This is a genomic window from Chimaeribacter californicus, from assembly GCF_002858675.1.
GTDB lineage: Bacteria > Pseudomonadota > Gammaproteobacteria > Enterobacterales > Enterobacteriaceae > Chimaeribacter > Chimaeribacter californicus.
Window position 1 is genome coordinate 33370 of sequence record NZ_PJZF01000002.1, and the last position, 25463, is coordinate 58832.

At 56.2% G+C, this 25463-nt stretch carries 25 protein-coding genes and 4 tRNA genes; 4 read left to right on the plus strand and 25 right to left on the minus strand.

Going from position 1 to position 25463, the window contains the following annotated elements; translation table 11 throughout:
- Window positions 1–116 precede the first annotated feature (116 nt).
- Together CYR55_RS03190 and CYR55_RS03195 are read left to right on the plus strand one after the other, a co-directional pair.
- Window positions 117–908: a cytochrome C assembly family protein gene (locus CYR55_RS03190; protein WP_101814729.1), complete on the plus strand. Its 792-nt coding sequence runs from the start codon at window positions 117–119 to the stop codon at window positions 906–908.
- Between the two features lie 66 nt (window positions 909–974).
- Window positions 975–2264: an HlyC/CorC family transporter gene (locus CYR55_RS03195; RefSeq protein WP_146000943.1), complete on the plus strand. Its 1290-nt coding sequence runs from the start codon at window positions 975–977 to the stop codon at window positions 2262–2264.
- 90 nt (window positions 2265–2354) lie between these two features.
- Here the strand turns inward: CYR55_RS03195 and luxS are convergent, their stop codons facing one another.
- The 4 genes from luxS to yqaB form a co-directional block, all read right to left on the minus strand.
- The gene (gene luxS / locus CYR55_RS03200) at window positions 2355–2870 is read right to left on the minus strand and encodes an S-ribosylhomocysteine lyase (protein ID WP_101814730.1); all 516 of its coding nucleotides are present in this window, start codon (window positions 2868–2870) and stop codon (window positions 2355–2357) included.
- 155 nt (window positions 2871–3025) lie between these two features.
- On the minus strand, window positions 3026–4591 hold the full coding sequence (gshA, locus tag CYR55_RS03205) for a glutamate--cysteine ligase (protein WP_101814731.1): 1566 nt from the start codon (window positions 4589–4591) through the stop codon (window positions 3026–3028).
- Between the two features lie 73 nt (window positions 4592–4664).
- Window positions 4665–5093 carry a YqaA family protein gene (locus CYR55_RS03210; protein WP_101814732.1) on the minus strand — a complete coding sequence of 143 codons (429 nt, stop codon included), beginning with the start codon at window positions 5091–5093 and terminating at the stop codon, window positions 4665–4667.
- Window positions 5090–5656 carry a fructose-1-phosphate/6-phosphogluconate phosphatase gene (yqaB, locus tag CYR55_RS03215; RefSeq protein ID WP_101814733.1) on the minus strand — a complete coding sequence of 189 codons (567 nt, stop codon included), beginning with the start codon at window positions 5654–5656 and terminating at the stop codon, window positions 5090–5092. The genes CYR55_RS03210 and yqaB overlap by 4 nt, the downstream gene beginning before the upstream one ends.
- Before the next feature lie 224 nt (window positions 5657–5880).
- On the opposite strand from yqaB, the gene CYR55_RS24100 reads away from it, so the two are divergent.
- Window positions 5881–6009 carry a hypothetical protein gene (locus CYR55_RS24100; protein WP_277622305.1) on the plus strand — a complete coding sequence of 43 codons (129 nt, stop codon included), beginning with the start codon at window positions 5881–5883 and terminating at the stop codon, window positions 6007–6009.
- Between the two features lie 140 nt (window positions 6010–6149).
- Here the strand turns inward: CYR55_RS24100 and CYR55_RS03220 are convergent.
- The 9 genes from CYR55_RS03220 to pncC all read right to left on the minus strand — a co-directional run bounded on the left by CYR55_RS03220 (window position 6150) and on the right by pncC (window position 12593).
- Window positions 6150–6226, minus strand: a tRNA-Arg gene (locus CYR55_RS03220).
- Window positions 6227–6286: 60 nt separating this feature from the next.
- A tRNA-Arg gene (locus CYR55_RS03225) sits at window positions 6287–6363 on the minus strand.
- Between the two features lie 102 nt (window positions 6364–6465).
- A tRNA-Arg gene (locus CYR55_RS03230) sits at window positions 6466–6542 on the minus strand.
- A 6-nt stretch (window positions 6543–6548) separates the two neighbouring features.
- Window positions 6549–6641, minus strand: a tRNA-Ser gene (locus tag CYR55_RS03235).
- A 304-nt stretch (window positions 6642–6945) separates the two neighbouring features.
- Entirely contained in the window at window positions 6946–7131 is a 186-nt protein-coding gene (csrA, locus tag CYR55_RS03240; RefSeq protein WP_004091602.1) for a carbon storage regulator CsrA, read from the minus strand.
- A 256-nt stretch (window positions 7132–7387) separates the two neighbouring features.
- Window positions 7388–10015 (minus strand): alanine--tRNA ligase, encoded by a 2628-nt coding sequence (gene alaS, locus CYR55_RS03245; protein WP_101814734.1) that lies wholly within the window; start codon window positions 10013–10015, stop codon window positions 7388–7390.
- 135 nt (window positions 10016–10150) lie between these two features.
- Entirely contained in the window at window positions 10151–10747 is a 597-nt protein-coding gene (gene recX / locus CYR55_RS03250) for a recombination regulator RecX (protein WP_101814735.1), read from the minus strand.
- Between the two features lie 169 nt (window positions 10748–10916).
- Window positions 10917–11987: a recombinase RecA gene (gene recA, locus CYR55_RS03255; RefSeq protein ID WP_101814736.1), complete on the minus strand. Its 1071-nt coding sequence runs from the start codon at window positions 11985–11987 to the stop codon at window positions 10917–10919.
- 111 nt (window positions 11988–12098) lie between these two features.
- On the minus strand, window positions 12099–12593 hold the full coding sequence (gene pncC / locus CYR55_RS03260; RefSeq protein WP_101814737.1) for a nicotinamide-nucleotide amidase: 495 nt from the start codon (window positions 12591–12593) through the stop codon (window positions 12099–12101).
- 278 nt (window positions 12594–12871) lie between these two features.
- On the opposite strand from pncC, the gene mutS reads away from it, so the two are divergent.
- Window positions 12872–15424 carry a DNA mismatch repair protein MutS gene (gene mutS / locus CYR55_RS03265; protein ID WP_101814738.1) on the plus strand — a complete coding sequence of 851 codons (2553 nt, stop codon included), beginning with the start codon at window positions 12872–12874 and terminating at the stop codon, window positions 15422–15424.
- A gap of 253 nt (window positions 15425–15677) precedes the next feature.
- On the opposite strand, the gene rpoS is transcribed toward mutS, so the two are convergent.
- The 12 genes from rpoS to cysD all read right to left on the minus strand — a co-directional run bounded on the left by rpoS (window position 15678) and on the right by cysD (window position 25455).
- On the minus strand, window positions 15678–16667 hold the full coding sequence (gene rpoS, locus CYR55_RS03270; protein WP_072928996.1) for an RNA polymerase sigma factor RpoS: 990 nt from the start codon (window positions 16665–16667) through the stop codon (window positions 15678–15680).
- 51 nt (window positions 16668–16718) lie between these two features.
- The gene (nlpD, locus tag CYR55_RS03275; protein ID WP_101814739.1) at window positions 16719–17738 is read right to left on the minus strand and encodes a murein hydrolase activator NlpD; all 1020 of its coding nucleotides are present in this window, start codon (window positions 17736–17738) and stop codon (window positions 16719–16721) included.
- 246 nt (window positions 17739–17984) lie between these two features.
- Entirely contained in the window at window positions 17985–18611 is a 627-nt protein-coding gene (locus CYR55_RS03280; RefSeq protein ID WP_101814740.1) for a protein-L-isoaspartate(D-aspartate) O-methyltransferase, read from the minus strand.
- Window positions 18605–19366 carry a 5'/3'-nucleotidase SurE gene (gene surE, locus CYR55_RS03285; protein WP_165699517.1) on the minus strand — a complete coding sequence of 254 codons (762 nt, stop codon included), beginning with the start codon at window positions 19364–19366 and terminating at the stop codon, window positions 18605–18607. The genes CYR55_RS03280 and surE overlap by 7 nt, the downstream gene beginning before the upstream one ends.
- Window positions 19347–20393 carry a tRNA pseudouridine(13) synthase TruD gene (truD, locus tag CYR55_RS03290; protein WP_101814741.1) on the minus strand — a complete coding sequence of 349 codons (1047 nt, stop codon included), beginning with the start codon at window positions 20391–20393 and terminating at the stop codon, window positions 19347–19349. Before truD ends, surE begins: the two co-directional genes overlap by 20 nt.
- 4 nt (window positions 20394–20397) lie before the next feature.
- Complete coding sequence (gene ispF, locus CYR55_RS03295) at window positions 20398–20871, minus strand: 2-C-methyl-D-erythritol 2,4-cyclodiphosphate synthase (protein WP_072929117.1); 474 nt, start codon at window positions 20869–20871, stop codon at window positions 20398–20400.
- Window positions 20871–21587: a 2-C-methyl-D-erythritol 4-phosphate cytidylyltransferase gene (gene ispD, locus CYR55_RS03300; RefSeq protein WP_101814742.1), complete on the minus strand. Its 717-nt coding sequence runs from the start codon at window positions 21585–21587 to the stop codon at window positions 20871–20873. Before ispD ends, ispF begins: the two co-directional genes overlap by 1 nt.
- Before the next feature lie 4 nt (window positions 21588–21591).
- Window positions 21592–21912 carry a cell division protein FtsB gene (gene ftsB, locus CYR55_RS03305; protein WP_101814743.1) on the minus strand — a complete coding sequence of 107 codons (321 nt, stop codon included), beginning with the start codon at window positions 21910–21912 and terminating at the stop codon, window positions 21592–21594.
- 167 nt (window positions 21913–22079) lie between these two features.
- Window positions 22080–22442 (minus strand): DUF3561 family protein, encoded by a 363-nt coding sequence (locus tag CYR55_RS03310; protein WP_101814744.1) that lies wholly within the window; start codon window positions 22440–22442, stop codon window positions 22080–22082.
- 60 nt (window positions 22443–22502) lie between these two features.
- Window positions 22503–23105: an adenylyl-sulfate kinase gene (cysC, locus tag CYR55_RS03315; protein ID WP_241522072.1), complete on the minus strand. Its 603-nt coding sequence runs from the start codon at window positions 23103–23105 to the stop codon at window positions 22503–22505.
- A 2-nt stretch (window positions 23106–23107) separates the two neighbouring features.
- Entirely contained in the window at window positions 23108–24535 is a 1428-nt protein-coding gene (gene cysN, locus CYR55_RS03320) for a sulfate adenylyltransferase subunit CysN (protein ID WP_101814746.1), read from the minus strand.
- An 11-nt stretch (window positions 24536–24546) separates the two neighbouring features.
- Window positions 24547–25455: a sulfate adenylyltransferase subunit CysD gene (gene cysD, locus CYR55_RS03325; RefSeq protein WP_101814747.1), complete on the minus strand. Its 909-nt coding sequence runs from the start codon at window positions 25453–25455 to the stop codon at window positions 24547–24549.
- Window positions 25456–25463 lie beyond the last annotated feature (8 nt).

The following is a 25463-nucleotide window of genomic DNA, read 5'->3' on the forward strand; positions in this document are numbered from 1 at the left end:
GATTATAACACGAAGTCTGTGCGATCTCTGCCCCGCCGTAGGGGAACGGTTGGAGCGTGACGCCGCTGACGTTATACTGACCCTCTGACTTATTTTCTGATATCCGACGACACCTTATGCCGATTCCTGCCTTCGTGGCCATGATTGCCTACTTGCTCAGCCTTGCGCTGATTCTTCCCAGCCTGGTGCGGCAACAGAGCGGGTTCCGCCGCCTGGCGCTGTTCTGCGCGGCCGTGGCACTGGTTAGCCACGCTATTGCTCTGGAGCAGCGTATTTTTGGGGTCAATACCGGCCAGAACCTGAGCCTGGTTAATATCGGCTCCATGGTCAGCCTGATCATCTGTACCGTTATGACGGTGGTCGCCTCCCGTAAACGGGGCTGGTTTTTGTTACCAATTGTGTACAGCTTCGCCTTAATCAATCTGATTTTTGTCGGGCTGTTACCGGGTGAGTTTATTACCCATCTGGAGTCCAGCCCCGGGCTGCTGGTGCATATCGGTCTGGCGCTGTTCTCCTACTCTACCCTGATCATTGCTGCGCTTTATGCCTTCCAGCTCGCCTGGCTGGATCATCTGCTGAAGAATAAGCGCCTCTCTTTTGCGTCTGATATGCCGCCACTGATGAGCATCGAGCGTAAGTTGTTTCATATCACACAGGTTGGTGTGGTGCTGCTGACCCTGACGCTGTGCACCGGCCTGTTCTATATGGATAACCTGTTCAGCAAAGAGAATGTCCATAAGGCGGTACTGTCGATCATGGCATGGTTTGTCTATGTTGTTCTGTTGTGGGGGCATTACCATGAAGGCTGGCGCGGCCGTCGCGTAGTCTGGTTCAGCATGGCCGGTGCCGTTTTGCTTACCCTGGCCTACTTCGGCAGCCGGCTGATTCAGCAGATCATGATAGGCTGATATATCGTCCTCTGAATTTTTTATACTCCCCGCCGGGGAGTTCACACTGTTATAAGGAAGACCGCGTTGGAGCACGTCTCTACAGGCACCCTGATTATCACATTGATCATTATGATCGTTGTTTCTGCTTATTTTTCTGCCTCTGAAACCGGCATGATGACGCTCAACCGCTACCGGTTACGCCATCAGGCAAAACAGGGGAACCGCGCTGCGCGCCGGGTGGAAAAACTGCTTCAGCAGCCTGACCGGCTGATAAGCCTGGTGCTGATCGGTAATAACCTGGTCAATATCCTGGCCTCGGCACTGGCGACCATTGTCGGTATGCGGCTGTATGGCGATGCCGGGGTCGCCATTGCTACCGGTATCCTGACTTTTGGCGTATTACTGTTTGCTGAAGTGTTGCCAAAAACCTTTGCTGCCCTGTACCCGGAGCGCATTGCCTTCCCGAGCAGCCTGCTGTTGATGCCGCTGCAAAAAATCATGCTGCCGCTGGTCTGGATCCTCAACACGCTTTCACGCCTGCTGATGCGCCTGTTCGGTATCAAAACCAATGTTCACCTGAGCGATGCCGTCAGCAAAGAGGAGTTGCGCACTATTGTGAACGAGTCCCGCTCCCAGATTTCACGCCGGAATCAGGACATGCTGCTGTCTGTGCTGGATCTGGAGAGTGTGTCGGTGAATGACATCATGGTGCCGCGCAATGAGATTGTCGGTATTGATATCAATGATGACTGGAAGTCGATCATGCGCCAGCTGACGCACTCACCGCATGGCCGGATTGTGCTTTACCGTGCCTCGCTTGACGACGTCATCGGGATGTTGCGCGTGCGTGAGGCTTACCGCCTGATGACCGAGAAAAAAGAGTTCAATAAAGAGAACCTGTTGCGCGCTGCCGACGAGATCTACTTTATTCCTGAGGGTACGCCGTTGAACATCCAGTTGGTGAAGTTCCAGCGTAATAAAGAAAAAGTCGGCATTGTGGTAGATGAGTATGGCGATATTCAGGGCCTGGTGACGGTGGAAGATATTCTGGAAGAGATCGTGGGCGATTTCACCACCTCGATGTCCCCTACTCTGGCTGAAGAGGTCACGCCGCAAAGTGACGGTTCAGTCCTGATTGAAGGCAGTGCCAACGTGCGTGAACTGAATAAGGCGTTTAACTGGCGCTTGCCGGCAGACGATGCCCGAACCATCAACGGCATGTTGCTGGAAGTGCTGGAAGAGATCCCCCCGGTTAATACCCAGATCCGGATAGAAAACTATGATATCCAGATCCTCGACGTGCAGGACAACATGATCAAGCAGGTGCGCGTTACGCCGATACAACCTATCCGTACCAGCGTGGAACAGCACTGATACGTCACGTTTCTGTGCACACCTCAAAAAATCAGCCCATAAAAAAAGACGCGATGATCGCGTCTTTTTTGTCACTGCAGCCAGCTGAAACTAGATGTGCAACTCGTGCAGTTTCTCTTTCGGCAGGGCCAGATCATCATTACGGTTAACCACCACATCGTGGTCCAGGATATGACGCGCGATCTCCTGCGCTTCTTCCAGGGAGTGCATCTGGTAAGTGCCGCACTGATACTCGTTCAGCTCCGGAATGGTACGCTGATCAGTGACTTTCAGCACATCTGCCATGGCCGCTTTCCAGGCATCTGCTACACGCTGTTCTTCCGGCGTGCCGATCAGACTCATGTAAAAACCGGTGCGGCAACCCATCGGTGAAATATCGATAATCTCTACACCGTCACCGTTCAGGTGATTGCGCATGAAGCCGGCGAACAGATGCTCCAGCGTATGGATACCGCGCTCCGGCATCACTTCCAGATTCGGCCGGCAGAAACGCAGATCAAACACGGTAATGGTATCGCCGTGCGGAGTATGCATCGTTTTCGCGACACGAACAGCAGGGGCGGCCATCCGGGTATGATCTACAGTAAAGCTATCCAACAGTGGCATCGTGTCACCTCCTCCAAGAAAAAAGATATTTTTAGCGAACTCAGGAAACCTTTTCGCATCGGGCGGGTCTTAATTAGTGAAAGACGCGCATTTGTTATCATCATCTCTGTTATCAGCGATGTATATTTGGCCACAGTGACTGTGGCCTTTTTCTTTTAGTCTCCGGCATTTACCTTAGTCAGAAACTCATCAAAGCTTAACGTGTCCGCAGCTTCCAGTGCTTCCTGCCGCTGGCGTGAGGCTTGCTGTTCTGCTGAAAGCTGATCGTCCGTGAGAATCTCTAAAGGCTCTTCACTCAACATCTGACGATACTGTTCAGCCAGTGCCAGCCCAACCCCTTTCAGACCATTCTCTTTCATAGCCTGCAATATTCGGGCGGAATATGTCAAATCAGGATCATCAAATGACGCCACCAGCTCATCACAGGTTCCCTGATACTGGCGATCGCCATTGACCTTATCCAGCACTTCGGCCACACGGCGTAAATCGGCGAACAGCGTTTTACCGACGTTAACCAGCGGTTCATGCGACTCTTCACAACCGATACCGATCGTCTGGCCCGGCTTGCGCCCTTCCAGGATCACCCGATTCCAGTTCTTACGGGTGCACAACAGTTCATCACTGCTCATTTCCGGCGCATCCGCCAGCGCACACCAGATCAGGAACAGATCCAGGAAACGGGCCTGGGTGATATCCACCCCAACCGGAGAGAACGGGTTGATGTCCAGCGAGCGGACTTCGATATACTCAATGCCGCCACGCATCAGCGCATCAGACGGCGTTTCGCCCCGGCGGGTCACCCGCTTCGGACGAATCGGCGCATAAAGCTCGTTCTCAATCTGCAGCACATTGGTGTTAAGTTGCAGATAACGGCCGTCACGTTTTATTCCCAGTGCGGCATATTCTTCAGAAGGCGTACGAATTGCTTTCTTCAGGCCTGCCACATAGGTGTTAAGATCGTTGAAGGTAATGCCCAGATTGCTCTGAGATTTATTGGTATAACCCAAATCACTCAGACGCAATGAGGTGGCATAAGGCAGGTAACACATGCCTTTTTCATCACGCTCAAAAGGCAGCGCACTCTCACGCCCTTTCAGGAACGAAGAGCAGATAGCCGGCGACGCCCCAAACAGGTAAGGGATGACCCAGCCAAAACGGTAATAGTTACGGATCAGGCTGAAATAACCTGCTGAGATGGCTTCTTTGCCGCTTTCCGCATCTTTTACGCCTAACCGCGCCTGCCAGAACGAGAGCGGCAGCGAGAAGTTATAATGGACGCCGGAGATGATTTGCATCAGGGCGCCATAGCGGTTTTTCAGCCCCTCGCGGTACAGGGTTTTCATCTGCCCGATATTCGAGGTACCGTATTGCGCCAGCTCTATCTCCTGCTCATCATCGACGAAACAGGGCATGCTCAGCGGCCACATCCGCTCTTCGCCTAACGTGCGGGCGGTATGCCGGTGAATATCACGCAGGAACGTCAGCAGATGATCGATGTCACCATCCACCGGCGTGATAAATTCTAACAGCGTTTCCGCAAAGTCTGTGGTGATCCACTCATGCGTTAATGCGGCCCCCAGGGACTCAGGATGCCCGGTTTTAGCCAGTGATCCATCTGCATTTACCCGCAGTGTTTCACGTTCAATACCACGGCGAATGCCTTTAATTGCCTGAGGATGCGCTTCCAGCCATGAAAGTGCTTTGGATACGTCCGGGATCAAATCGACCTCCCGCTCTCAAAAAACGATAACGTGTAAGCAGAGTAGCCAGGTTGCCCCAGACTGTTTGTTCTGTTTAATGCCACCAGGACAACCCCTGTAAAGTCAGATAAGCCAACACAAGATAACGGATGCCCTTGCCCAGGCAGACACATACCGTCACCGGCAGCCAGGGCATACGCAGCCAACCTGCAAACACACATAACACATCGCCGACTACAGGCACCCAGCTGAGCAGCAGCGCAGCAGGCCCAAAGCGGGTCAGCCAGCCGAGGGCGAGCTTATGCCCCCGCGGGGCTGACATCGCCGGTAGAAAGCGTCCTATTACCACATTCGTCAAGCCGCCCAGGGTGTTGCCTGCCGTTGCAGACACCACCAATGCTGCCGGTGCGGTATCGCCGGCAGTTAATAATGCGACCAACAGAATTTCTGAATTTCCCGGCAACAACGTCGCACTGAGAAAACTGCTGCCAAATAATGATGCAACAGCCAGCGTGTCACTCACAACGTGCGCACATCGACATACGCCATATTGGCCCGCTTTGCCGCTTCAATGCCGAAATCCGCATCTTCAAAGACCACACACTTCTCAGCGGGAACGCCCATTAACTCGGCACAGCGCAAAAAGGTATCCGGCGCGGGCTTATGGTGGCTGACGTCATTGGCTCCGACAATCGCCTGAAAACAGTGCCGCAGCCCAAGATGCCGTAACAGAGCATCGGCCATGCTGTGTTCGCTGCCGGTTCCCACCGCCATCGGGCGGCGGCCATGATAGGCTTTGACGACCTCAATCAACGGCAGCGGCCGGACACTGTCAAACAGCATCTCTTTCACGGCAGCGGTTTTCTCAGCAGCCAACTGATGAGCATCCAGGTTGGCATGATGTGCATCAATAATTGCCTGGGCAACCCGCCAGGTTGGTGAGCCATTCAGTGCCGTCAGGACGTCTGCGTCATAGTGCATGCCATACTTCATCAGCACATGGTGCCAGGCCTTGCGGTGAGTCGGTTCGGTATCCAATATGGTGCCATCCATATCGAATATCAGTCCTTCGTAACGATCGTACATCGTGTACTCCGCATTCACTGAAAAAGAGAAAAACTACTTTAGCGTAAAGTCTTTTGAATGTCGCATGTTGGTTAATTGGTGATAACGAAGTGGCACAGACAATCAATCAGCTGCAAAACCGTATACGTAAAAAATTCCCTATAAAACATAAATCAACTTAATAATCCGTTAAAAACTGGTGGTTAAATCACCGGTTAACACAATGAATTTTCGGAATAAACAGAATGGACATCGTATTAAGTGAACAAGGAGAGGAAAGGCAAAAACCGGGGCAGAAAATAGGGAATAAAAGACGTAAGCAGATGAAAAAAGAAAATCTGTTCTTATCAGGAAGAAATGCACGGGGAGAATAGTTCACCGTATACCCGCGAAACTTGAGACAGCGAAAAGCGTGGTGTTACGCGTTGCCTGGGGTAAATACAGTGATGCACGACATTAGAGGCGCGTTAAGGAATCGCAGTGTTTGGGTAATCACAAGGGGGATAGTAAAAGATGGTGCATCCAGGAGGATTCGAACCTCCGACCGCTCGGTTCGTAGCCGAGTACTCTATCCAGCTGAGCTATGGATGCATTGGTAGTTTTTTACTGCGTACTCTCCCGGAAGGTAAGCCTGTCCGTGAAAATAGAAGATGGTGCATCCAGGAGGATTCGAACCTCCGACCGCTCGGTTCGTAGCCGAGTACTCTATCCAGCTGAGCTATGGATGCAACGGAATGACTTCTTGTTACTGCTGTTGTTACTGCTTGCCTTATTACGGGCGGGTATGGTGTTGCTACGACCACATTCACATATCCATACTGCAAAAAGTATGGTGCATCCAGGAGGATTCGAACCTCCGACCGCTCGGTTCGTAGCCGAGTACTCTATCCAGCTGAGCTATGGATGCATTAAATGGCGGTGAGGGAGGGATTCGAACCCTCGATGCAGCTTTTGACCGCATACTCCCTTAGCAGGGGAGCGCCTTCAGCCTCTCGGCCACCTCACCTTACGCCTCTTGCGAGTGCGCTGATTTACTTTTTGAAAGCTCATCGTCGCTGCGTGGCGCACATATTACTTTCCCGGGTTTATAAGTCAAACCCTTTTTTTTCATCTCATGCGTGTTTGAACAATTCACGCGCAATATGGGTGGTTTGACGCCAAAATGGTTTTTTTATCAACGCAAAAAGCAGGACAACATGGAAATATCACGGGGATGCAGAAAGGAAAAACAGCGAAGAAAAGGAGATATAGTGAGGAGAAAGGGGAAGAAATATGATTGGCGCCTCGCTTCCCGCGAGACGCCGGTCAATTTAGTAGGTCGTTTGCTGGGACTTTTCAGCTTGAATGCGTTGGTAGATTTCTTCGCGATGGACAGAAACCTCTTTCGGGGCGTTGACACCAATACGTACCTGGTTACCTTTCACCCCTAATACAGTGACAGTCACCTCATCGCCAATCATGAGGGTTTCACCAACTCGACGAGTCAGAATAAGCATTCTTTGCTCCTTGAAAGATTGTAAGAGTCGGGTCTCTCAGTTTCCCCGCCATTATCCATCATATACTGTGAAAACGTAAACTATGCCACTTACATTAACTGTAAGGTAATCATAGGATCAACGTTAACTCTTTCCAGTTTAGCCGAATTCGGCGGCTTTGTGGCATTTGCCGCCCCGCTTCCCGGCCCTTACAAACAAAAAACGCCATAACACACAAGGCGTTATGGCGTATCAACAGGTTTGAATTATTTCAAACTTATAATTTATCTTCGACCCAGGCGGTAACGCTTTCCAGCGCCCCCGGCAGGGCTGCCGCATCGCTGCCGCCAGCCTGTGCCATATCCGGGCGACCGCCGCCCTTGCCGCCAACCTGCTGAGCAATATAGCCAATCAGCTCGCCGGCTTTGACTCGGTCAGTCAGGTCTTTGGTCACCCCTGCAATCAGGCTGACTTTCCCTTCTGCGGTGGTCGCCAGCACAATAATGGCGGAGCCCAACTGGTTTTTGAGGTCATCAACCATGGTGCGGAGCATTTTCGGTTCCACATTATCCAGCTGGCTGACCAGCAACGACGTGCCTTTCACCTGCTGCGCGCGTGAAGAGAGTGACGCACTCTCCTGTGCGGCCTGCTGGTCTTTCAGTTGCTGCAACTCTTTCTCTAACTGACGTGAACGCTCGATCAGGCCACGAATCTTGTCAGAGACGCTGTTAGCGTCACCCTTTACCAGATGAGAAATGCTCTGCAGCAGGTCAGTTTCCTGATGGAGTGTGGCAATTGCCCCCTCCCCTGTCACCGCCTCAATACGACGGATGCCGGCAGCCGTGCCGGATTCGCTCTGAATGCGGAACAGGCCGATGTCACCGGTGCGGCTGGCGTGCGTCCCGCCACACAACTCGGTGGAGAAATCCCCCATCCGCAATACGCGCACGTTGTCTTCATACTTCTCACCAAACAGCGCCATCGCACCGGCTGCTTTCGCCTCTTCCAACGCCATAACGTTGGTTTCAACCGGCAGATTGCGACGTATCTGGGCATTAACGATATCTTCCACCGCACGGATCTCGGCAGGTTTCATCGCTTCAAAATGGGAGAAGTCAAAACGCAGGTATTTATCATTAACCAGCGAGCCTTTCTGCGCCACGTGATCGCCCAGCACCTGACGCAATGCTGCATGCAGTAAGTGGGTGGCAGAGTGGTTCAGACGAATACGGTTACGGCGCGCGACATCAACCCGGGCATCCACCCCGTCATTCACCTGCAAGGTACCCTGGCTGAGCACGCCCTGGTGGCCGATCGCCTGCCCATATTTCTGGGTATCGATCACATCAAACTGAGCAATGGCCGTGCGCAGTTGACCTTTGTCACCCACCTGGCCACCGGATTCGGCATAGAACGGCGTCTCATCCAGTACTACCACGGCATTTTCACCGGCGTTAATGCTGTCTACCGGCTGGCCATCACGATACAGCGCTACCACTTTGGCCTGCAGATCCAACTGGTCATAGCCCAGGAACTGCGTGCTGCCATCCACACGGATCAGGCTGTTATAGTCGGCGCCAAAACCACTCGACTCACGCGCACGGCGGCGTTGCTGCTCCATCGCCTGATTGAAGCCCTCTTCATCTACCTTCAGGTTACGCTCGCGGCAGACGTCGGCCGTCAGATCAAGCGGGAACCCGTAGGTGTCATACAGGCGGAAAGCTGTCTCACCGTCAAGCGTATCGCCTTTCAGGTTAGCCAGCACATCATCCAGCAGCGCCAGGCCACGCTCCAGCGTACGGGCAAACTGCTCTTCTTCCGTTTTCAGCACCTGCTCAACCAGCGCCTGCTGGCGTTGCAACTCTTCCGCTGCCGGGCCCATCACCTCAATCAGCGGTGCCACCAGCTTATAGAAGAAGGTCTCTTTCGCGCCCAGCATATTGCCGTGACGGATAGCGCGGCGAATGATCCGGCGCAGCACATAGCCGCGGTTCTCGTTAGACGGAATCACGCCATCAGAGATGAGGAAAGCACAGGAACGGATATGGTCAGCAATAACGCGCAGGGATTTGTTGTCCAGATCCGTTGCGCCGGTCACGTTTGCTACCGAGCTAATCAGTTTTTTGAACAGGTCGATCTCGTAGTTGGAGTTCACATGCTGCAGAACGGCCGCAATACGCTCCAGACCCATACCGGTGTCCACTGACGGTTTCGGCAGAGGCTGCATGGTGCCGTCAGATTGACGGTTGAACTGCATGAACACGATATTCCAGATCTCAATATAGCGGTCGCCATCCTCTTCCGGGCTGCCCGGCGGGCCACCCCAGATGTGATCGCCATGATCGTAGAAGATCTCAGTGCACGGGCCGCACGGGCCGGTATCACCCATTTGCCAGAAGTTGTCAGAGGCATAGGCACTGCCTTTGTTATCACCAATGCGGATGATACGTTCCTGAGGAATACCGACTTCTTTCAGCCAGATGTCATAGGCTTCGTCATCGGTTTCATACACGGTCACCCACAGCTTCTCTTTCGGCAGGGCAAACCAGTTTTCACCGGTCAGCAGCTCCCAGGCATACTGAATCGCATCATGCTTGAAGTAGTCGCCAAAGCTGAAGTTACCCAGCATTTCAAAGAAAGTATGGTGACGGGCGGTGTACCCGACGTTTTCGAGGTCATTGTGCTTGCCGCCCGCACGGACGCAGCGCTGTGAGGTCGTGGCGCGTGAATAGGCACGCTTGTCCAGGCCAAGGAAAACATCCTTGAATTGGTTCATCCCGGCATTGGTAAACAGCAATGTCGGGTCGTTATTGGGAACCAAAGAGCTGCTTGATACAACCTGGTGTCCCTTGCTCTGGAAAAAATCGAGAAACGCTTGACGGATCTCAGCGGTGCTCTTGCTCATAAATGTCCCGGAATCAGGCTAAAAGAACAGCCCGTAAGCAGTATGCTCAGCATCCTGATGCCGGCGCACCGCTTACGAACAAAAAGTGGGAATAAGATAAAATTTCTTCAGGGGGAAGTAAAATCCAGTATGCGCTCATTCATCAAAATCGCGATAAATTGACTGTATCTCTTCCTGAAAGAAGCCCCGGTACTGCAGAAAGCGCTGCACTTTGGCTTTTTCTTTCCACTCCGTCGGCAACTGCTCCCCAAACTTGCGCTCCGCCAGATCGCGAGCCTGCCGGCACCAGTCCACTTCCGTCTCTTCAAAGCCGGTATTGATTATCTCTTTTGCCACGCCTTTTTGCGTAAGCTCGGAGCGGATGCGCTGGGGGCCATATCCTTTACGGCTGCGGCTGTTGATATAGCTTTGCGTAAAACGGGCATCGTCCAGATAGTGGTGCTCCAGGCAATACAGGATAATTTTCTCAACCAACTGAGGATCGATCTCCTCTGGCTGATACGGCACGGGAGCCGGGGCTGGAGGCGTCTCTGAGGTTTCATCACTACGGTGTGAGGAACGGCGTGAAAAAGAGGCGCTGCGGCGGGCCGCCATCACCGGCGGGGTTTCCAGTTTGCGGCGCAGTTCAGTTTCGCTGTGATCACGCTGGGAAAGCAGGCGCATCGCCCGGGCAAGCAGGGTATTGAGTTGCTCTTTCTCGGTGCGCACAGGTTGGGAGGGATCATGGCTCATCAGCATTCTCCTTCATAATATCGGGCCTTCATAATATCGGGCCTTCGTAATAGCAGGCTTTCGTAATAGCCGGACGGTCAGCCTATTTTATGGAGCAGGTTGGCCGGACACATAAAAAAACAGCCAGAGTGTTTGCACACTCTGGCTGGCTCAGCTCAGAAAGAATCGATTAAAATTCTTCGCTCATCTCTGCGCTGTCATCATCAAGGTTTTCTGTTGCTGTCGCCGTCGCTGCGCCTTCGCCATTCGGCGTCAGCAGCAGTTCACGCAGTTTCTTGTCCAGTTCAGCCGCGACAGCCGGGTTCTCTTTCAGGTAGTTGCAGGCATTTGCCTTGCCCTGACCAATCTTGTCGCCGTTGTAGCTGTACCAGGCACCGGCTTTCTCAACCAGTTTATGCTTCACGCCCAGGTCAATCAGCTCGCCGTTGATGTTAATACCTTCACCGTACATGATCTGGAACTCTGCCTGCTTGAACGGTGCAGCCACTTTGTTCTTGACCACTTTCACGCGGGTTTCGCTGCCGACGACCACGTCACCTTCTTTAATCGCACCGATACGGCGGATATCAAGTCGCACAGAAGCGTAGAACTTCAGGGCGTTACCGCCGGTGGTGGTTTCCGGGTTACCGAACATCACACCAATCTTCATACGGATCTGGTTGATGAAGATCAGCAGGGTGTTGGCCTGCTTCAGGTTACCGGCCAGCTTACGCATCGCCTGGCTCATCATACGGGCGGCCAGACCCATATGCGAATCGCCGATTTCACCTTCGATTTCTGCTTTGGGCGTCAGGGCAGCGACGGAGTCAACGATAATGACGTCAACCGCGCCGGAGCGAGTCAGCGCATCACAGATCTCCAGCGCTTGCTCACCGGTGTCCGGCTGGGAGCAAAGCAGGTTATCAATGTCTACACCCAGTTTCTTGGCATAGATCGGGTCCAGCGCGTGCTCAGCATCGATGAAGGCACAGGTTTTGCCTTCACGCTGGGCTGCCGCAATGACCTGAAGGGTCAGCGTGGTTTTACCGGAAGATTCCGGGCCATAGATTTCAACGATGCGGCCCATCGGTAAACCACCCGCACCCAATGCAATATCAAGCGACAGAGAACCGGTAGAGATCGTTTCCACGTCCATAGAGCGATCTTCACCGAGGCGCATGATGGAGCCTTTGCCAAATTGTTTCTCAATCTGGCCCAGTGCTGCAGCTAACGCCTTTTGCTTATTCTCATCAATAGCCATGTTGACTCCTCTACGGACAGCGGTGGGTCACCCCGGGGCCGTCACTGATTGTAATTTGGTATACTGGAAAACGAGATGAATTATACTGTATACGCATACAGTACCACAAGCTTATTTTTCCAGAAATTCATCAAGAAGGGTTTGCAGCGCGAAAACAGCGGCTTGCATCCTTACGGCTTCACGGTCACCGGAAAAGCACTGCTTTACCGCCAGCATCCGCCCATCTTCCGCAGCAATGCCGAACCACACGGTGCCTACCGGTTTGACGTCAGTGCCGCCGCCCGGCCCGGCAATTCCGCTGATGGATACGGCATACTCTGCGCCCGCTGCTTTCAGGGCGCCGAACGCCATTTCCCGCACCACCGCCTCACTGACTGCACCATGCGCCTGCAGGGTGGATTCCGCCACGCCCAGCATCTCATGTTTGGCGGCGTTGCTGTACGTGACAAAGCCACGGTCAAACCAGGCGGAACTGCCGGCGATATCCGTGATGGCCTTGGCCACCAGCCCGCCGGTGCAGGACTCCGCACAGGTTACCCAGGCTGACGCCGCCTGAAGGCGCTCACCCAGGCGCACGCTCAGGGCATGCAGGTTTTTTTCACTCATCACATATCCTGTCTGTGAAGAAGGTAAGTGGGTCCAATGTTAGCACTTCTCAAGGGAAGCATGAGCGATCCTGCACTATTTTGCGAGACATGCCGAAGGACCGGAGAAAAAGGCCGGGGATTGGTGCGGATGCGTTTTCAACCTCTGGGCCACCTGTTAACATCACGCCTATTCTGAGCAAGGCCGGCCGTGTACGGCCCTTCCATTCTCAGGCTGCGGCAGCGCCTTGCAGCTTGTCCCAACCTATTTGCAGTGAAAACTATATTGCAGTGAAAACTATGGAAAATAACGCTTACGCAGACCACACCCCGATGATGCAGCAGTATTTGCGCCTCAAGGCTGAGCATCCTGAGATCCTGTTGTTTTACCGGATGGGGGATTTCTACGAGCTTTTTTACGATGATGCCAAACGGGCATCCCAGTTGCTGGACATCTCCCTGACCAAGCGCGGCCAGTCTGCCGGCGAGCCGATTCCGATGGCGGGCGTCCCGCATCACGCCGTTGAGAACTATCTGGCGAAGCTGGTGCAATTGGGTGAGTCGGTCGCGCTCTGTGAACAGATTGGCGATCCGGCGGCCAGTAAAGGGCCGGTTGAGCGTAAAGTGGTCAGGATCGTCACGCCCGGCACGGTCAGTGATGAGGCGCTGCTGAAAGAGCGTCAGGATAACCTGCTGGCAGCCATCTGGCGCGATAGCCGTGGATTTGGTTATGCCACGCTCGACATCAGCTCCGGCCGTTTCCAGGTCGTGGAACCCGCAGATAACGAGACCATGGCCGCTGAGTTGCAGCGTACCAACCCGGCCGAGCTGCTCTACCCGGAAAGCTTCCCGGAGATGGCGCTGATTGAACAGCGCCGCGGCCTGCGCCGTCGCCCTGAGTGGGAATTTGAACTCGAGACCGCACGGCAGCAACTGAATCTGCAATTCGGCACCCGTGACCTGACCGGCTTCGGGGTAGAACAGGCACCCCAGGCGCTGCGCGCCGCCGGCTGCCTGTTACAGTATGTGAAAGATACCCAGCGTACTGCCCTGCCCCACATCCGTGGGCTGACCATGGAGCGCCAGCAGGACGGCATCATCATGGACGCTGCCACCCGCCGCAATCTGGAGCTGACGCAAAACCTCGCCGGCGGCACGGAAAATACCCTGTCCGCGATTCTGGATCGCTGCGTGACGCCGATGGGCAGCCGGATGCTGAAACGCTGGCTGCATATGCCGAGCCGTAACCATACGCTGCTGATGCAGCGCCAGCAGAGCATCGCCGCGCTGCAACCCATCGTTGACGATCTTCAACCGCTACTGCGGCAGGTCGGCGATCTTGAACGCATCCTGGCGCGGCTCGCCCTGCGCAGCGCCCGCCCGCGCGATCTGGCGCGGATGCGCCATGCCATGCAGCAACTGCCGGCCCTGCGCGAGCTTTTGTCACCCCTTACCGGTGGGCATCTGCCTGAGCTGCTGGCACAAACCGGTGAGTTCCGTGAACTCCTTGAGCTGCTTGAAAGGGCCATTATTGAGGCACCGCCGGTGCTGGTACGTGACGGCGGCGTGATTGCGCCGGGTTACCATGCTGAGCTGGATGAATGGCGTTCCCTGGCTGACGGTGCCACCGATTATCTGGATCGTCTGGAGATCCGTGAGCGGGAGAAGCTGGGGCTCGACACCCTGAAAGTCGGTTTTAACGGGGTGCACGGCTACTTTATCCAGGTCAGCCGCGGCCAGAGCCATCTGGTGCCGATGCACTACGTGCGCCGCCAGACGCTGAAAAATGCCGAACGCTACATCATTCCGGAACTGAAAGAGTATGAAGACAAAGTCCTGACCTCGAAAGGCAAAGCGCTGGCGCTGGAGAAGTCGCTCTACGAGGAGCTTTTCGACCTGCTGTTACCGCATCTGCCTGAGCTGCAACAGAGCGCTGCGGCGCTGGCCGAACTGGATGTGTTGAGCAACCTCGCCGAACGGGCCGACACCCTGAACTATGCCTGCCCGGTGCTGAGCGATCAGCCCGGCATCCGTATTACCGGCGGCCGGCACCCGGTGGTCGAACAGGTGCTGAAAGATCCGTTTATCGCCAACCCGCTTGCGTTGTCCCCGGCACGGCGGATGTTAGTCATCACCGGCCCCAATATGGGCGGGAAAAGTACCTACATGCGTCAGGCGGCGCTGATTGTGCTGATGGCGCATATCGGCAGTTTCGTCCCGGCTGAGGGTGCGACGATAGGCCCGGTGGATCGTATTTTCACCCGTGTGGGCGCCGCAGACGATCTGGCCTCAGGCCGTTCCACCTTTATGGTAGAGATGACCGAAACCGCCAACATTCTGCACAACGCCACAGAAAACAGTCTGGTGCTGATGGATGAAGTAGGCCGCGGGACGTCCACCTACGACGGCCTCTCCCTGGCCTGGGCCTGTGCGGAAAACCTTGCCAGCCGCATCAAAGCCATGACGCTGTTTGCCACCCACTACTTTGAGCTGACCACCCTGCCGGAAAAAATGGAAGGCGTGGTGAATATCCATCTGGATGCGGTGGAACACGGGGATACCATCGCGTTTATGCACAACGTCCAGGAGGGCGCGGCCAGCAAAAGTTATGGTCTGGCGGTCGCATCACTGGCGGGGGTGCCGCGTGATGTAATTAAACGTGCCCGGCAGAAATTGCGTGAACTGGAAACCCTTTCCAATCATGCGGCAAACAGCCATGTGGACAGCGCCCAGCTGACGCTGCTTAATGAGGAGACGTCACCGGCGGTAGAAGCGCTGGAAGCCCTGGATCCGGACACCCTTTCCCCGCGCCAGGCGCTGGAGTGGATCTATCGCCTGAAGAATATGGTCTAGTAATCAGTGCGTTATTGATGTGTTGATAGGCTGATCCGGTACCGAATCCTTTGCACCTGGATCGTGATGATCCCGCCTGTGGGCAGCGATCCTCACGATCCAAAGGAACCGGGATGAGCCCGCTGCCTTTTTTCAGCCATAAAAAAACGGCGGGCAAGGCCCACCGTTTTTAAGGTACTTCCTTCAATGAATCATTAACTTCCTGAGCAGGTTAATGATTCACGGCTTTTCCAGAGCATATGGGCGGTTCCGCTTATTCGCGGAACAGTGCTTCAATGCTCAGCCCCTGACCCTGCAAAATTTCACGCAGGCGGCGCAGACCTTCAACCTGAATCTGGCGAACACGTTCACGAGTCAGACCAATTTCACGGCCCACATCTTCCAGTGTGGCAGCTTCGTAGCCCAAGAGGCCGAAACGACGCGCCAACACTTCACGCTGTTTGGCGTTCAGTTCGAACAGCCATTTAACGATGCTTTGTTTCATATCATCGTCTTGCGTGGTGTCTTCCGGACCGTTGTCTTTCTCGTCTGCCAGAATATCCAGCAGTGCTTTCTCTGAGTCGCCACCCAGTGGCGTATCTACCGAGGTGATGCGCTCATTCAGGCGCAGCATACGGCTTACATCATCAACCGGTTTGTCGAGTTGCTCGGCAATCTCTTCCGCACTCGGTTCATGATCCAACTTGTGAGAAAGTTCACGCGCAGTACGCAGATAAACGTTCAGTTCTTTCACGATGTGAATCGGCAGACGAATAGTACGGGTTTGATTCATGATCGCCCGTTCAATGGTCTGGCGAATCCACCAGGTTGCATAGGTAGAGAATCGGAAGCCGCGCTCCGGGTCAAATTTCTCAACGGCACGGATCAGGCCAAGGTTACCTTCCTCGATCAGATCCAACAGTGCCAGACCACGGTTGCTGTAACGGCGGGCGATCTTAACTACCAAACGTAAGTTACTTTCAATCATCCGGCGGCGGGACGGCACGTCACCGCGCAGTGCACGCCGCGCGAAGTAAACCTCTTCCTCTGCGGTCAGAAGAGGCGAATAACCAATTTCTCCGAGATACAGTTGAGTTGCATCCAGCACTCGTTGGCTCACAGCTTGTGATAACAGTTCTTCCTCAGAAGCCTCGTTATCAACAGGCTCTTCAACGAGCGCTTTCTCGTCAAAGTTCTCACCGCCGTTCTCGTCGAAATCCGCGTCATCATGTAACTCGTTAACTTTCAGCGTACTTTGGCTCATAAGCTGCTCCTACCCGTGATCCCGAGGCAGAATACAAGGATTCTGCCCAATTTATCGCTGCGGAAGATAACGCAGCGGGTTTACGGATTTCCCCTTGTAACGAATTTCAAAATGTAATCTTACTGAACTGGTTCCGGTGCTACCCATGGTCGCGATTTTTTGACCCGCCTGCACTTCTTGTTGTTCCCGGACCAGCATTGTGTCGTTATGTGCATAGGCGCTCAGGTAATCATCATTGTGTTTAATGATGATCAGATTACCGTAACCGCGAAGCGCATTCCCTGCATACACTACACGCCCACTGGCGGTAGCAACGATGGACTGGCCGCGCGAACCGGCGATATCGATCCCCTTATTGCCTCCCTCAGATGCTGAGAAGCTATCGATAATCTTACCGTCAGTAGGCCATCTCCAGCTGCTTACCGGCGTGCCGGTATTGGCTGTACTGCTGACGGTGGTGCTCGGTGCGGTAACAGGTGCGGTTGTAGCAACGACTGCACCCGATGAAGGCAACATCTTACCTACATTCTGTTTACCAGAACCAGCAGAATACGCGGTAGTTGGATGAGAATCAACCGTTGCGCTTTGGATCTGTGTGCTGGAAGGGGGTTTCGGTACCCCGCCGCGGGTAGCGTCAGACGCCACTAAAGCCCCGCCGGTACTGGCTCCGGACGATACGTTATTGATCTGGATCGTTTGCCCAACATTTAAGCTATAGGGGGCAGAAATACTGTTGCGTGCGGCCAGATCACGGAAGTCATTGCCGGTGATCCAGGCGATATAAAACAGGGTGTCGCCGCGTTTTACCGTGTAGGTGCTGCCGGTATAACTGCCTTTAGGAATGGAATTATAGCTGCGATTATAAACAATCCGCCCTCCCGGCCCGGCCTGCCCGCCACTTTGCGCGGAGGGGCTGCCCATCATGCCGCCCTGGCTGCTGCGGCCACCGCCGCTGACGTCAGAGATAGGGGCGGATGTCGAGGCGTTGTTGGAACAGCCGGCCAACCATAAACTCACTACTGTACATGCCGCAATACGACGCAATGTAATAATTGGGCTTCCCGTGCTCATCATTCCCCCATAACAGCAATATCAGTGAACTATCCAAAAAACCTTATCAATCCGCCGCAAAAAGGCAACTGTCCCGCCCAGCGTGCGGTAAAGGTTCCCTTGCTTCCACAATCGCGGACGGCAAGAGAGAAAAACGCTGCCACGGATGCTATCAACATCGCAGGTGCAGCACCATAGGAGAGTGGCACGGAATTTATTATTGCCGGCCGGGGGTAAATCCCGGCGGCATAGGGCGGCAGCAACAACTCAGGCCAGATCCCCTTTGACCAGCGGGACAAACCGCACCGCCTCAATGGTCTCGACCTTGAATTCGTTGTTTTTACGTTGGATACGTTGCAGAAGTTGCGAGTGGTCGCCGACCGGCAGCACCAGGATCCCGCCCTCATCGAGTTGTTCCATCAATGCCTGCGGCACTTCAGGCGGGGCGGCGGTAACGATGATGGCGTCAAACGGTGCGCGGGCCGGCCAGCCAAGCCAGCCATCACCATGACGGGTAGAGATATTATGCAGATCCAGTTGCTTGAAGCGGCGTTTGGCCTGCCACTGCAACCCTTTGATGCGCTCCACCGAGCAGACATGGTCAACCAGGTGCGCCAGAATCGCCGTCTGGTAGCCGGAACCGGTGCCGATCTCCAGCACCCGCGAGCCGGGCGTCAGCTGCAACAGATCCGTCATCCGCGCTACGACGTAAGGCTGGGAGATGGTCTGGCCGGAGCCAATCGGCAAGGCGGTGTTGTCATAGGCGCTGTGCTCAAACGCCTCATCCACGAAACGCTCCCGCGGCACTGCCTCTATGGCCTGCAGCAACCGCTCATCCTGAATGCCCTGCTGGCGGAGCTGGTCCAGCAGAATTCGCATACGACTGTTCACCATTCCCCGTTGACCTCGGCATTGGTTAACCATCTCTCCACGACATCCTGTGCCGCGTAGGCCGTTAAATCGACCTGAAGCGGTGTGACGGAAACATATCCCTCTTCAAGTGCGGCAAAATCGGTGCCCGGCGCATAATCAAATTTCGCGCCGGGCGGGCCGATCCACCATAAATCCTGGCCGCGCGGGTCCTGCTGGTGAATCACCTGGTCAGCCGGGTGACGGCTGCCGCAGCGGGTAACCTTGATGCCTTTGATGGCAGATAACGGCAAATCCGGCACATTGATGTTCAGGATCTTGCCGGTTCGCAGCGGTTCACGCTGCAATGCCCGCAGGATCGCGCACGTTACCGCGGCTGCCGTGTCATAGTGCTGGTGGCCGTCCAGGGACACCGCCAGTGCCGGGTAACCGAGATGGCGCCCCTCGGTGGCTGCCGCGACGGTGCCGGAATAGATCACATCGTCACCTAAATTCGCCCCGGCATTAATCCCGGAGACCACAATATCCGGCCGCGGCCGCATCAGCTGGTTAACGCCCAGATAGACACAATCCGTTGGCGTGCCCTGCTGCACGGCAATGTCGCCGTTGGGCAGCGTCAGGGTGCGCAGCGGCGCATCCAGCGTCAGCGCGTTTGATGCCCCGCTGCGGTTGCGGTCGGGCGCAACCACCTGCACCTCGGCAAATTCCCTGAGCGCCGCGGCCAGGGTCTGAATACCCGGCGCGCTTACGCCATCATCATTACTCAGTAAGATCCGCATTATCGTTGCCCTGCCGCAGGATTTCCCGTACCACACTGGTGGCAAAGCTGCCGGCCGGCAGCCAGAAATTCAGTTCAAGCGTCACGTCGTCCCACCAGTTCCATTGCATCTGCTGCGGGTAAAGCAACAGCGCGCGCCGTGCCGGTTCAACCCGTTCACGCTTCAGCAAGCCCAGCAGATCGTGTTGATCGGCCAGGCAGGCCAGCTCCAGCGCTTCGGCGGCCGCCTGGGTACCGAGGTCGCCGTCACCCGGTAACGGAGCGGTGATTTGCAGTTCACCCGCCTCCAGACGCGCCTGGAGTGTCTCCAGCTCATCCTCTTTGGCCACAAACCAGCTGCCGCGCCCGCTGAGTTGCAGGGCATCGCCCGCCAGCACCGTGCGGTGCAGCCCCTGAGCCAGACGCGCTGAGGCGATCAGGTTAAACATGGCGCTGCGGCTGGCTGACAGGTAAAAACTGCGTTTGCTGCGCTCTTTGACGCGGATCTCGTCACGCGCCCAGCGCCCGGCCTGCACCAGATTATTGCCGCCATGCCCGAAACGTTGCACGCCGAAATAGTTCGGTACGCCCTGTTCTGCGATGCGCGCCAGCCGCTGCTCTACGTCTGCCCGGTCAGTGACCTGGCGCAATATCAGCGTAAAAGCGTTGCCTTTCAGCGTGCCGATGCGCAGCTTGCGGCGCTGGCGTGAACTGGCCAGCACCTCGCACCCTTCCAGCTGGAATGTCGCGAGAGGGGGCGCTTCTTTGCCCGGCAGATGCAGGCAGAACCACTGTTCCGTGACCGCATGGCGATCTTTCAGCCCGGCATAGCTGACGGCGCGGGCCGGAATCCCGGCAAAACGCGCCAGCGCATCCGCAACGAACTGGGTATTGCAGCCGTTTTTGCGGATGCGCACCAGCAGGTGCTCGCCCTCGCCATCCGGCTCAAACCCTAGATCTTCCCGTACCTGGAAGTCTTCCGGGTTGGCTTTCAGGATGCCGCCGGAGCGTGGTTCGCCATGCAGCCAGGTCAGCGTTGTCATATCCATCACATCAGGCCTTAATCAGCAGGGCGACGGCCGCACAGGCGATGCCCTCGCCGCGCCCGGTAAAGCCGAGCTGCTCGGTGGTGGTCGCTTTCACGTTGACGTCATCCATATGGCACTGCAAATCTTCGGCCAGGTTAACCCGCATCTGCGGGATGTGCGGGGCCATTTTCGGTGCCTGCGCAATCAGGGTGATGTCGAGGTTACCGAGGCGATAGCCTTTGGCCTGAATGCGGCGGTAAGCTTCACGCAGCAGGGCGCGGCTGTCTGCGCCTTTGTAGGCCGGGTCGGTGTCCGGGAAGAGCTTGCCGATGTCACCCAGCGCCGCTGCGCCCAACAGGGCGTCGGTGGCGGCATGCAGCGCCACGTCACCGTCGGAGTGCGCCAGCAGCCCCTGCGGGTACGGAATGCGCACGCCACCGATCACCAACGGACCTTCTCCACCAAATTTATGTACATCAAATCCGTGACCGATACGCATCATGCGCTCTCCTGTGTTAAAAAATGAGATAAATAAAATGCCGCCAGCGCCAGATCTTCCGGCTGCGTCACTTTGATGTTGTCAGCACGCCCCGCCACCAGCTGCGGATGGTAACCGCAATACTCCAGCGCCGAGGCTTCGTCCGTGATGGTTGCCCCTTCACTCAGCGCCCGGCTGAGGCACGCCTTCAGCAGCGCCAGCGGAAAGAGCTGCGGCGTTAAGGCATGCCACAGGTTCTGGCGGTCAACGGTGTGTGCCACCGCCGCCACGCCTGGCTCGGCGCGCTTCATGGTGTCCCGCACCGGGGCCGCCAGGATGCCGCCGATCTTGCTGGTCTCGGTGATGGCCAGCAGGCGCGCCAGATCGTCCTGATGCAGGCAGGGGCGCGCGGCGTCATGCACCAGCACCCACTCTGCCCCACCGGCACATTCAAGGCCCGCCAGCACCGAATCGGCGCGCTCTGAACCGCCTGACACTACGTTAATCCGGCGGTCAGCGGCAATCGGTAAATGGCTGAAATGCGTGTCCTGTGGGCTGACAGCCACAATCACGCGGTTGATGCGCGGGTGGCGCAGCAACGCGGTGATGGCATGCTCAATCAGGGTCTGGTGGCCGATGGTGAGGTACTGCTTCGGGCATTGTGCCTGCATTCGGCTGCCGATACCGGCGGCCGGCACAACGGCAATGATCTCTGGAAGGGAACCTGCGTTGTTCATCTGATTAGTGTGCGTTGTTTTGAGCAGACGCGGTGGTTGCGCTGCGTTTGGATTGGTCAGGCACCAGCCGGTAGAAGGTTTCGCCCGGTTTAATCATCCCGAGTTCGTTGCGCGCGCGCTCCTCGATCGCTTCCTGACCGCCATTCAAATCATCTATTTCAGCAAAAAGCTGATCGTTCCGTGATTTCAGCTTGGCGTTGTTGGTCTTCTGGACCGCAACGTCATCATCCACCCGGACATAATCGTGAATACCATTCTTGCCCAGCCACAGTGAATACTGGAGCCAGCCAAGTAAAACCAATAACAGCAGCGTTAATTTGCCCATGCCCGCCCCCTGAAAAACCCGGCAATCATCCCATAACTTTACGTTCGACTCCACATGCGCAATGCATTGGCCGGGAGATTACACAGCGGATTGGGCACCGGCAACAGGCTTCACCGGCGGCAGGCCGGAAGAAAAAGGGGAAAAACAGGGCGGGAAGACAGCAGGGATCACCAGCCGGTCAGAAAGGAGAACAACATCCAGAACAGGCAAATCACCACGGCACCGCTTATCAGCAGTGTCAGCGGCACGTTGCCGCGCAGCAGCATACTGACGGCAATACCGACCAGCACCGACACCGGCATCAGCGCCAGAAAGAAGGGCCAGGTATAGAGCAGGAAAAACAGCGTGTTGGCGCCATACACCATAAAAGGAATGGCGAAAGCCAGCCAGTAGAAGATAAAACCCGCGCTGCCGCCCAGAAAGGAGTAAGACGGCTCCTCGCTTTCCCGCCGGTCAGCCGCCGGGCGCAGGGGCCGCGACGGCTCAGTGGCCGGACGGCCGGCATTAGAATAGGGGCTGACATTCTGCATACGGTGATCCCTGTGGTCTCAGTGCGGCAGCACGCATTCATGCGCGTTTCCGCAGCCGGTTCAGGGTTCGATAATAACGCGGCGACGCAGAACGTCTAACATTTGCTCGACCAAATTTGTTACTAATTGTTCACCTTTCAGATGAATATCAGGGGCTTCAGGCGCCTCGTAAACCGAGTCAATCCCGGTGAAGTTTTTCAGCTCCCCCGCACGCGCTTTTTTGTATAACCCCTTGGGATCGCGGGCTTCACACAGTTCAAGCGGCGTGTCAACAAACACCTCAATAAAGCGATCGCCAAGCAGCTCGCGCACCATCTGCCGCTCTGCCCGGTGCGGTGAGATAAACGCGGTCAGCACCACTAACCCGGCATCCACCATCAGTTTCGCCACCTCCCCGACCCGGCGGATATTCTCGCGCCGGTCATCGTCGGAAAAGCCGAGATCGCGGCACAGCCCATGGCGGACATTATCACCATCAAGCAGATAGGTGCTGACCCCATGGGCGTGCAGCGCCTGCTCCAGCGCCCCGGCCACCGTGGACTTGCCGGAGCCTGACAGCCCGGTAAACCACAGCACCGTGCCCTGGTGGCGATGCAGCGCCTCACGGTCCGCACGCGCGACGGCGTGCGGGTGCCAGACGATGTTTTCGTCGCGTTCAGACACGTTTATTTACCACCCAGCAGGTCACGCGCACCCCAGTGCGGGAAGTGGCGGCGCACCAGCGCGTTCAGCTCCAGCTCGAAGGCACTGAAGGCACCCGGCTCTTCAAACACGGTGTCCAGCGCTTCACGCACCATGCCCGCGCCCACGGTGACGTTGGTCAGGCGATCGATGAAGATCATGCCGCCGGTCACGGCGTTGGCCTGGTAGCTGTCCAGCATCAGCGGCTCATCAAAGGTGAGTTCCACCAGCCCGATGCCGTTCAGCGGCAGGTTTTCCACCACGCGCTGGGTCAGGGAGTTGATCTCCACCTGGTACTGGATGTTCTCCACCCGCGCGCGGGATTTCTTCCCGGCGACTTTGATGTCGTAACTCTGCCCCGGTACCAGCGGCTGCTCGGCCATCCACACCACGTCCACCAGCGCATGGTGCACCGGCTTAAGGCTGTCTGCCGCATCCACCAGCAGGTCACCACGGCTGATGTCGATCTCATCTTTCAGCACCAGCGTGATCGCCTCACCGGCCCAGGCTTCCTGCAAGTCGCCGTCGAAGGTGACAATACGCGCCACCGTAGACTCCACGCCGGACGGCAGCACTTTCACCCGTTGGCCGACCCGCACCACCCCGGCAGCCAGCGTGCCTGCGTAGCCACGGAAGTCGAGGTTCGGGCGGTTGACGTACTGCACCGGGAAGCGCAGCGGCTGCTGCTCGCTGACGTTGATGACGTTGACCGTCTCCAGCAGTTCCAGCAGCGTCGGGCCGGTGTACCAGCCCATTTTGCTGCTCTGGGTGGCGACGTTGTCCCCTTCAAGGGCGGACATCGGCACAAATTTGATGTCGAGATCCGCCGGCAGTTGCTGGGCGAAGTCGAGGTAATCCTGCTTGAACTGCTCGTAGACGGTTTCGCTGTAGTCCACCAGGTCCATTTTGTTCACTGCCACCACCAGGTGACGGATGCCCAGCAGCGTAGCGATGAAGCTGTGGCGGCGGGTCTGGTCCAGTACCCCTTTGCGCGCGTCGATCAGCAAAATCGCCAGGTCGCAGGTTGAGGCGCCGGTCGCCATGTTGCGGGTGTACTGCTCATGCCCCGGCGTGTCAGCGATGATAAATTTTCGCTTCTCGGTGGAGAAGTAGCGATAGGCCACATCGATGGTGATGCCCTGCTCGCGCTCCGCCTGCAGGCCATCCACCAGCAGCGCTAGGTCGAGTTTCTCGCCCTGGGTGCCGTGGCGTTTGCTGTCGTTGTGCAGCGAAGAGAGCTGATCTTCATAGATCTGGCGGGTGTCGTGCAGCAGGCGGCCGATCAACGTGGACTTGCCGTCATCGACACTGCCGCAGGTCAGGAAACGCAGCAGGCTTTTGTGCTGCTGGCTCTTCAGGTAGCCTTCAACGCCACCCTGTTCAGCGATCTGTTGTGCAATTGCATTATTCATCTGGTGGTTCCTTAGAAATATCCCTGACGCTTTTTCAATTCCATCGACCCGGCCTGATCGCGGTCAATGGCGCGCCCCTGGCGCTCACTGGTGGTGGAAACCAGCATCTCTTCGATGATCTCCGGCAGCGTTTGCGCCTCGGATTCCACCGCGCCGGTCAGCGGCCAGCAGCCAAGGGTACGGAAGCGCACCATCTTCTGCTCAATCACTTCGCCCGGTTGCAGGTCGATGCGGTCATCGTCCACCATCAGCAGCATGCCGTCACGCTCCAGTACCGGACGCGGCGCGGCCAGGTAGAGCGGCACAATCTCAATGTTTTCCAGGTAGATATATTGCCAGATGTCCAGCTCCGTCCAGTTCGACAGCGGGAAGACGCGGATGCTCTCCCCTTTGTTGATCTGGCCGTTGTAGTTGTGCCACAGCTCCGGGCGCTGGTTTTTCGGGTCCCAGCGGTGGAAGCGGTCGCGGAAGGAGTAGATACGCTCCTTGGCGCGGGATTTCTCCTCATCACGGCGGGCACCGCCAAACGCGGCATCAAAGCCGTATTTGTTCAGCGCCTGCTTCAGCCCTTCGGTTTTCATGATGTCGGTGTGTTTGGCGCTGCCGTGGACGAACGGGTTAATGCCCATCGCCACCCCTTCCGGGTTTTTGTGCACCAGCAGTTCGCAGCCATAATTTTTGGCGGTACGGTCGCGGAATTCGTACATTTCGCGGAATTTCCAGCCGGTATCCACATGCAGCAGCGGGAACGGCAGCGTGCCGGGGTAGAAGGCTTTGCGCGCCAGGTGCAGCATCACTGACGAGTCTTTCCCGATGGAGTAGAGCATCACCGGGTTACCGAATTCAGCGGCGACCTCACGGATGATATGGATGCTCTCCGCCTCCAGTTGCCGCAAATGTGTGAGTCGTTTTTCGTCCATAACAGATC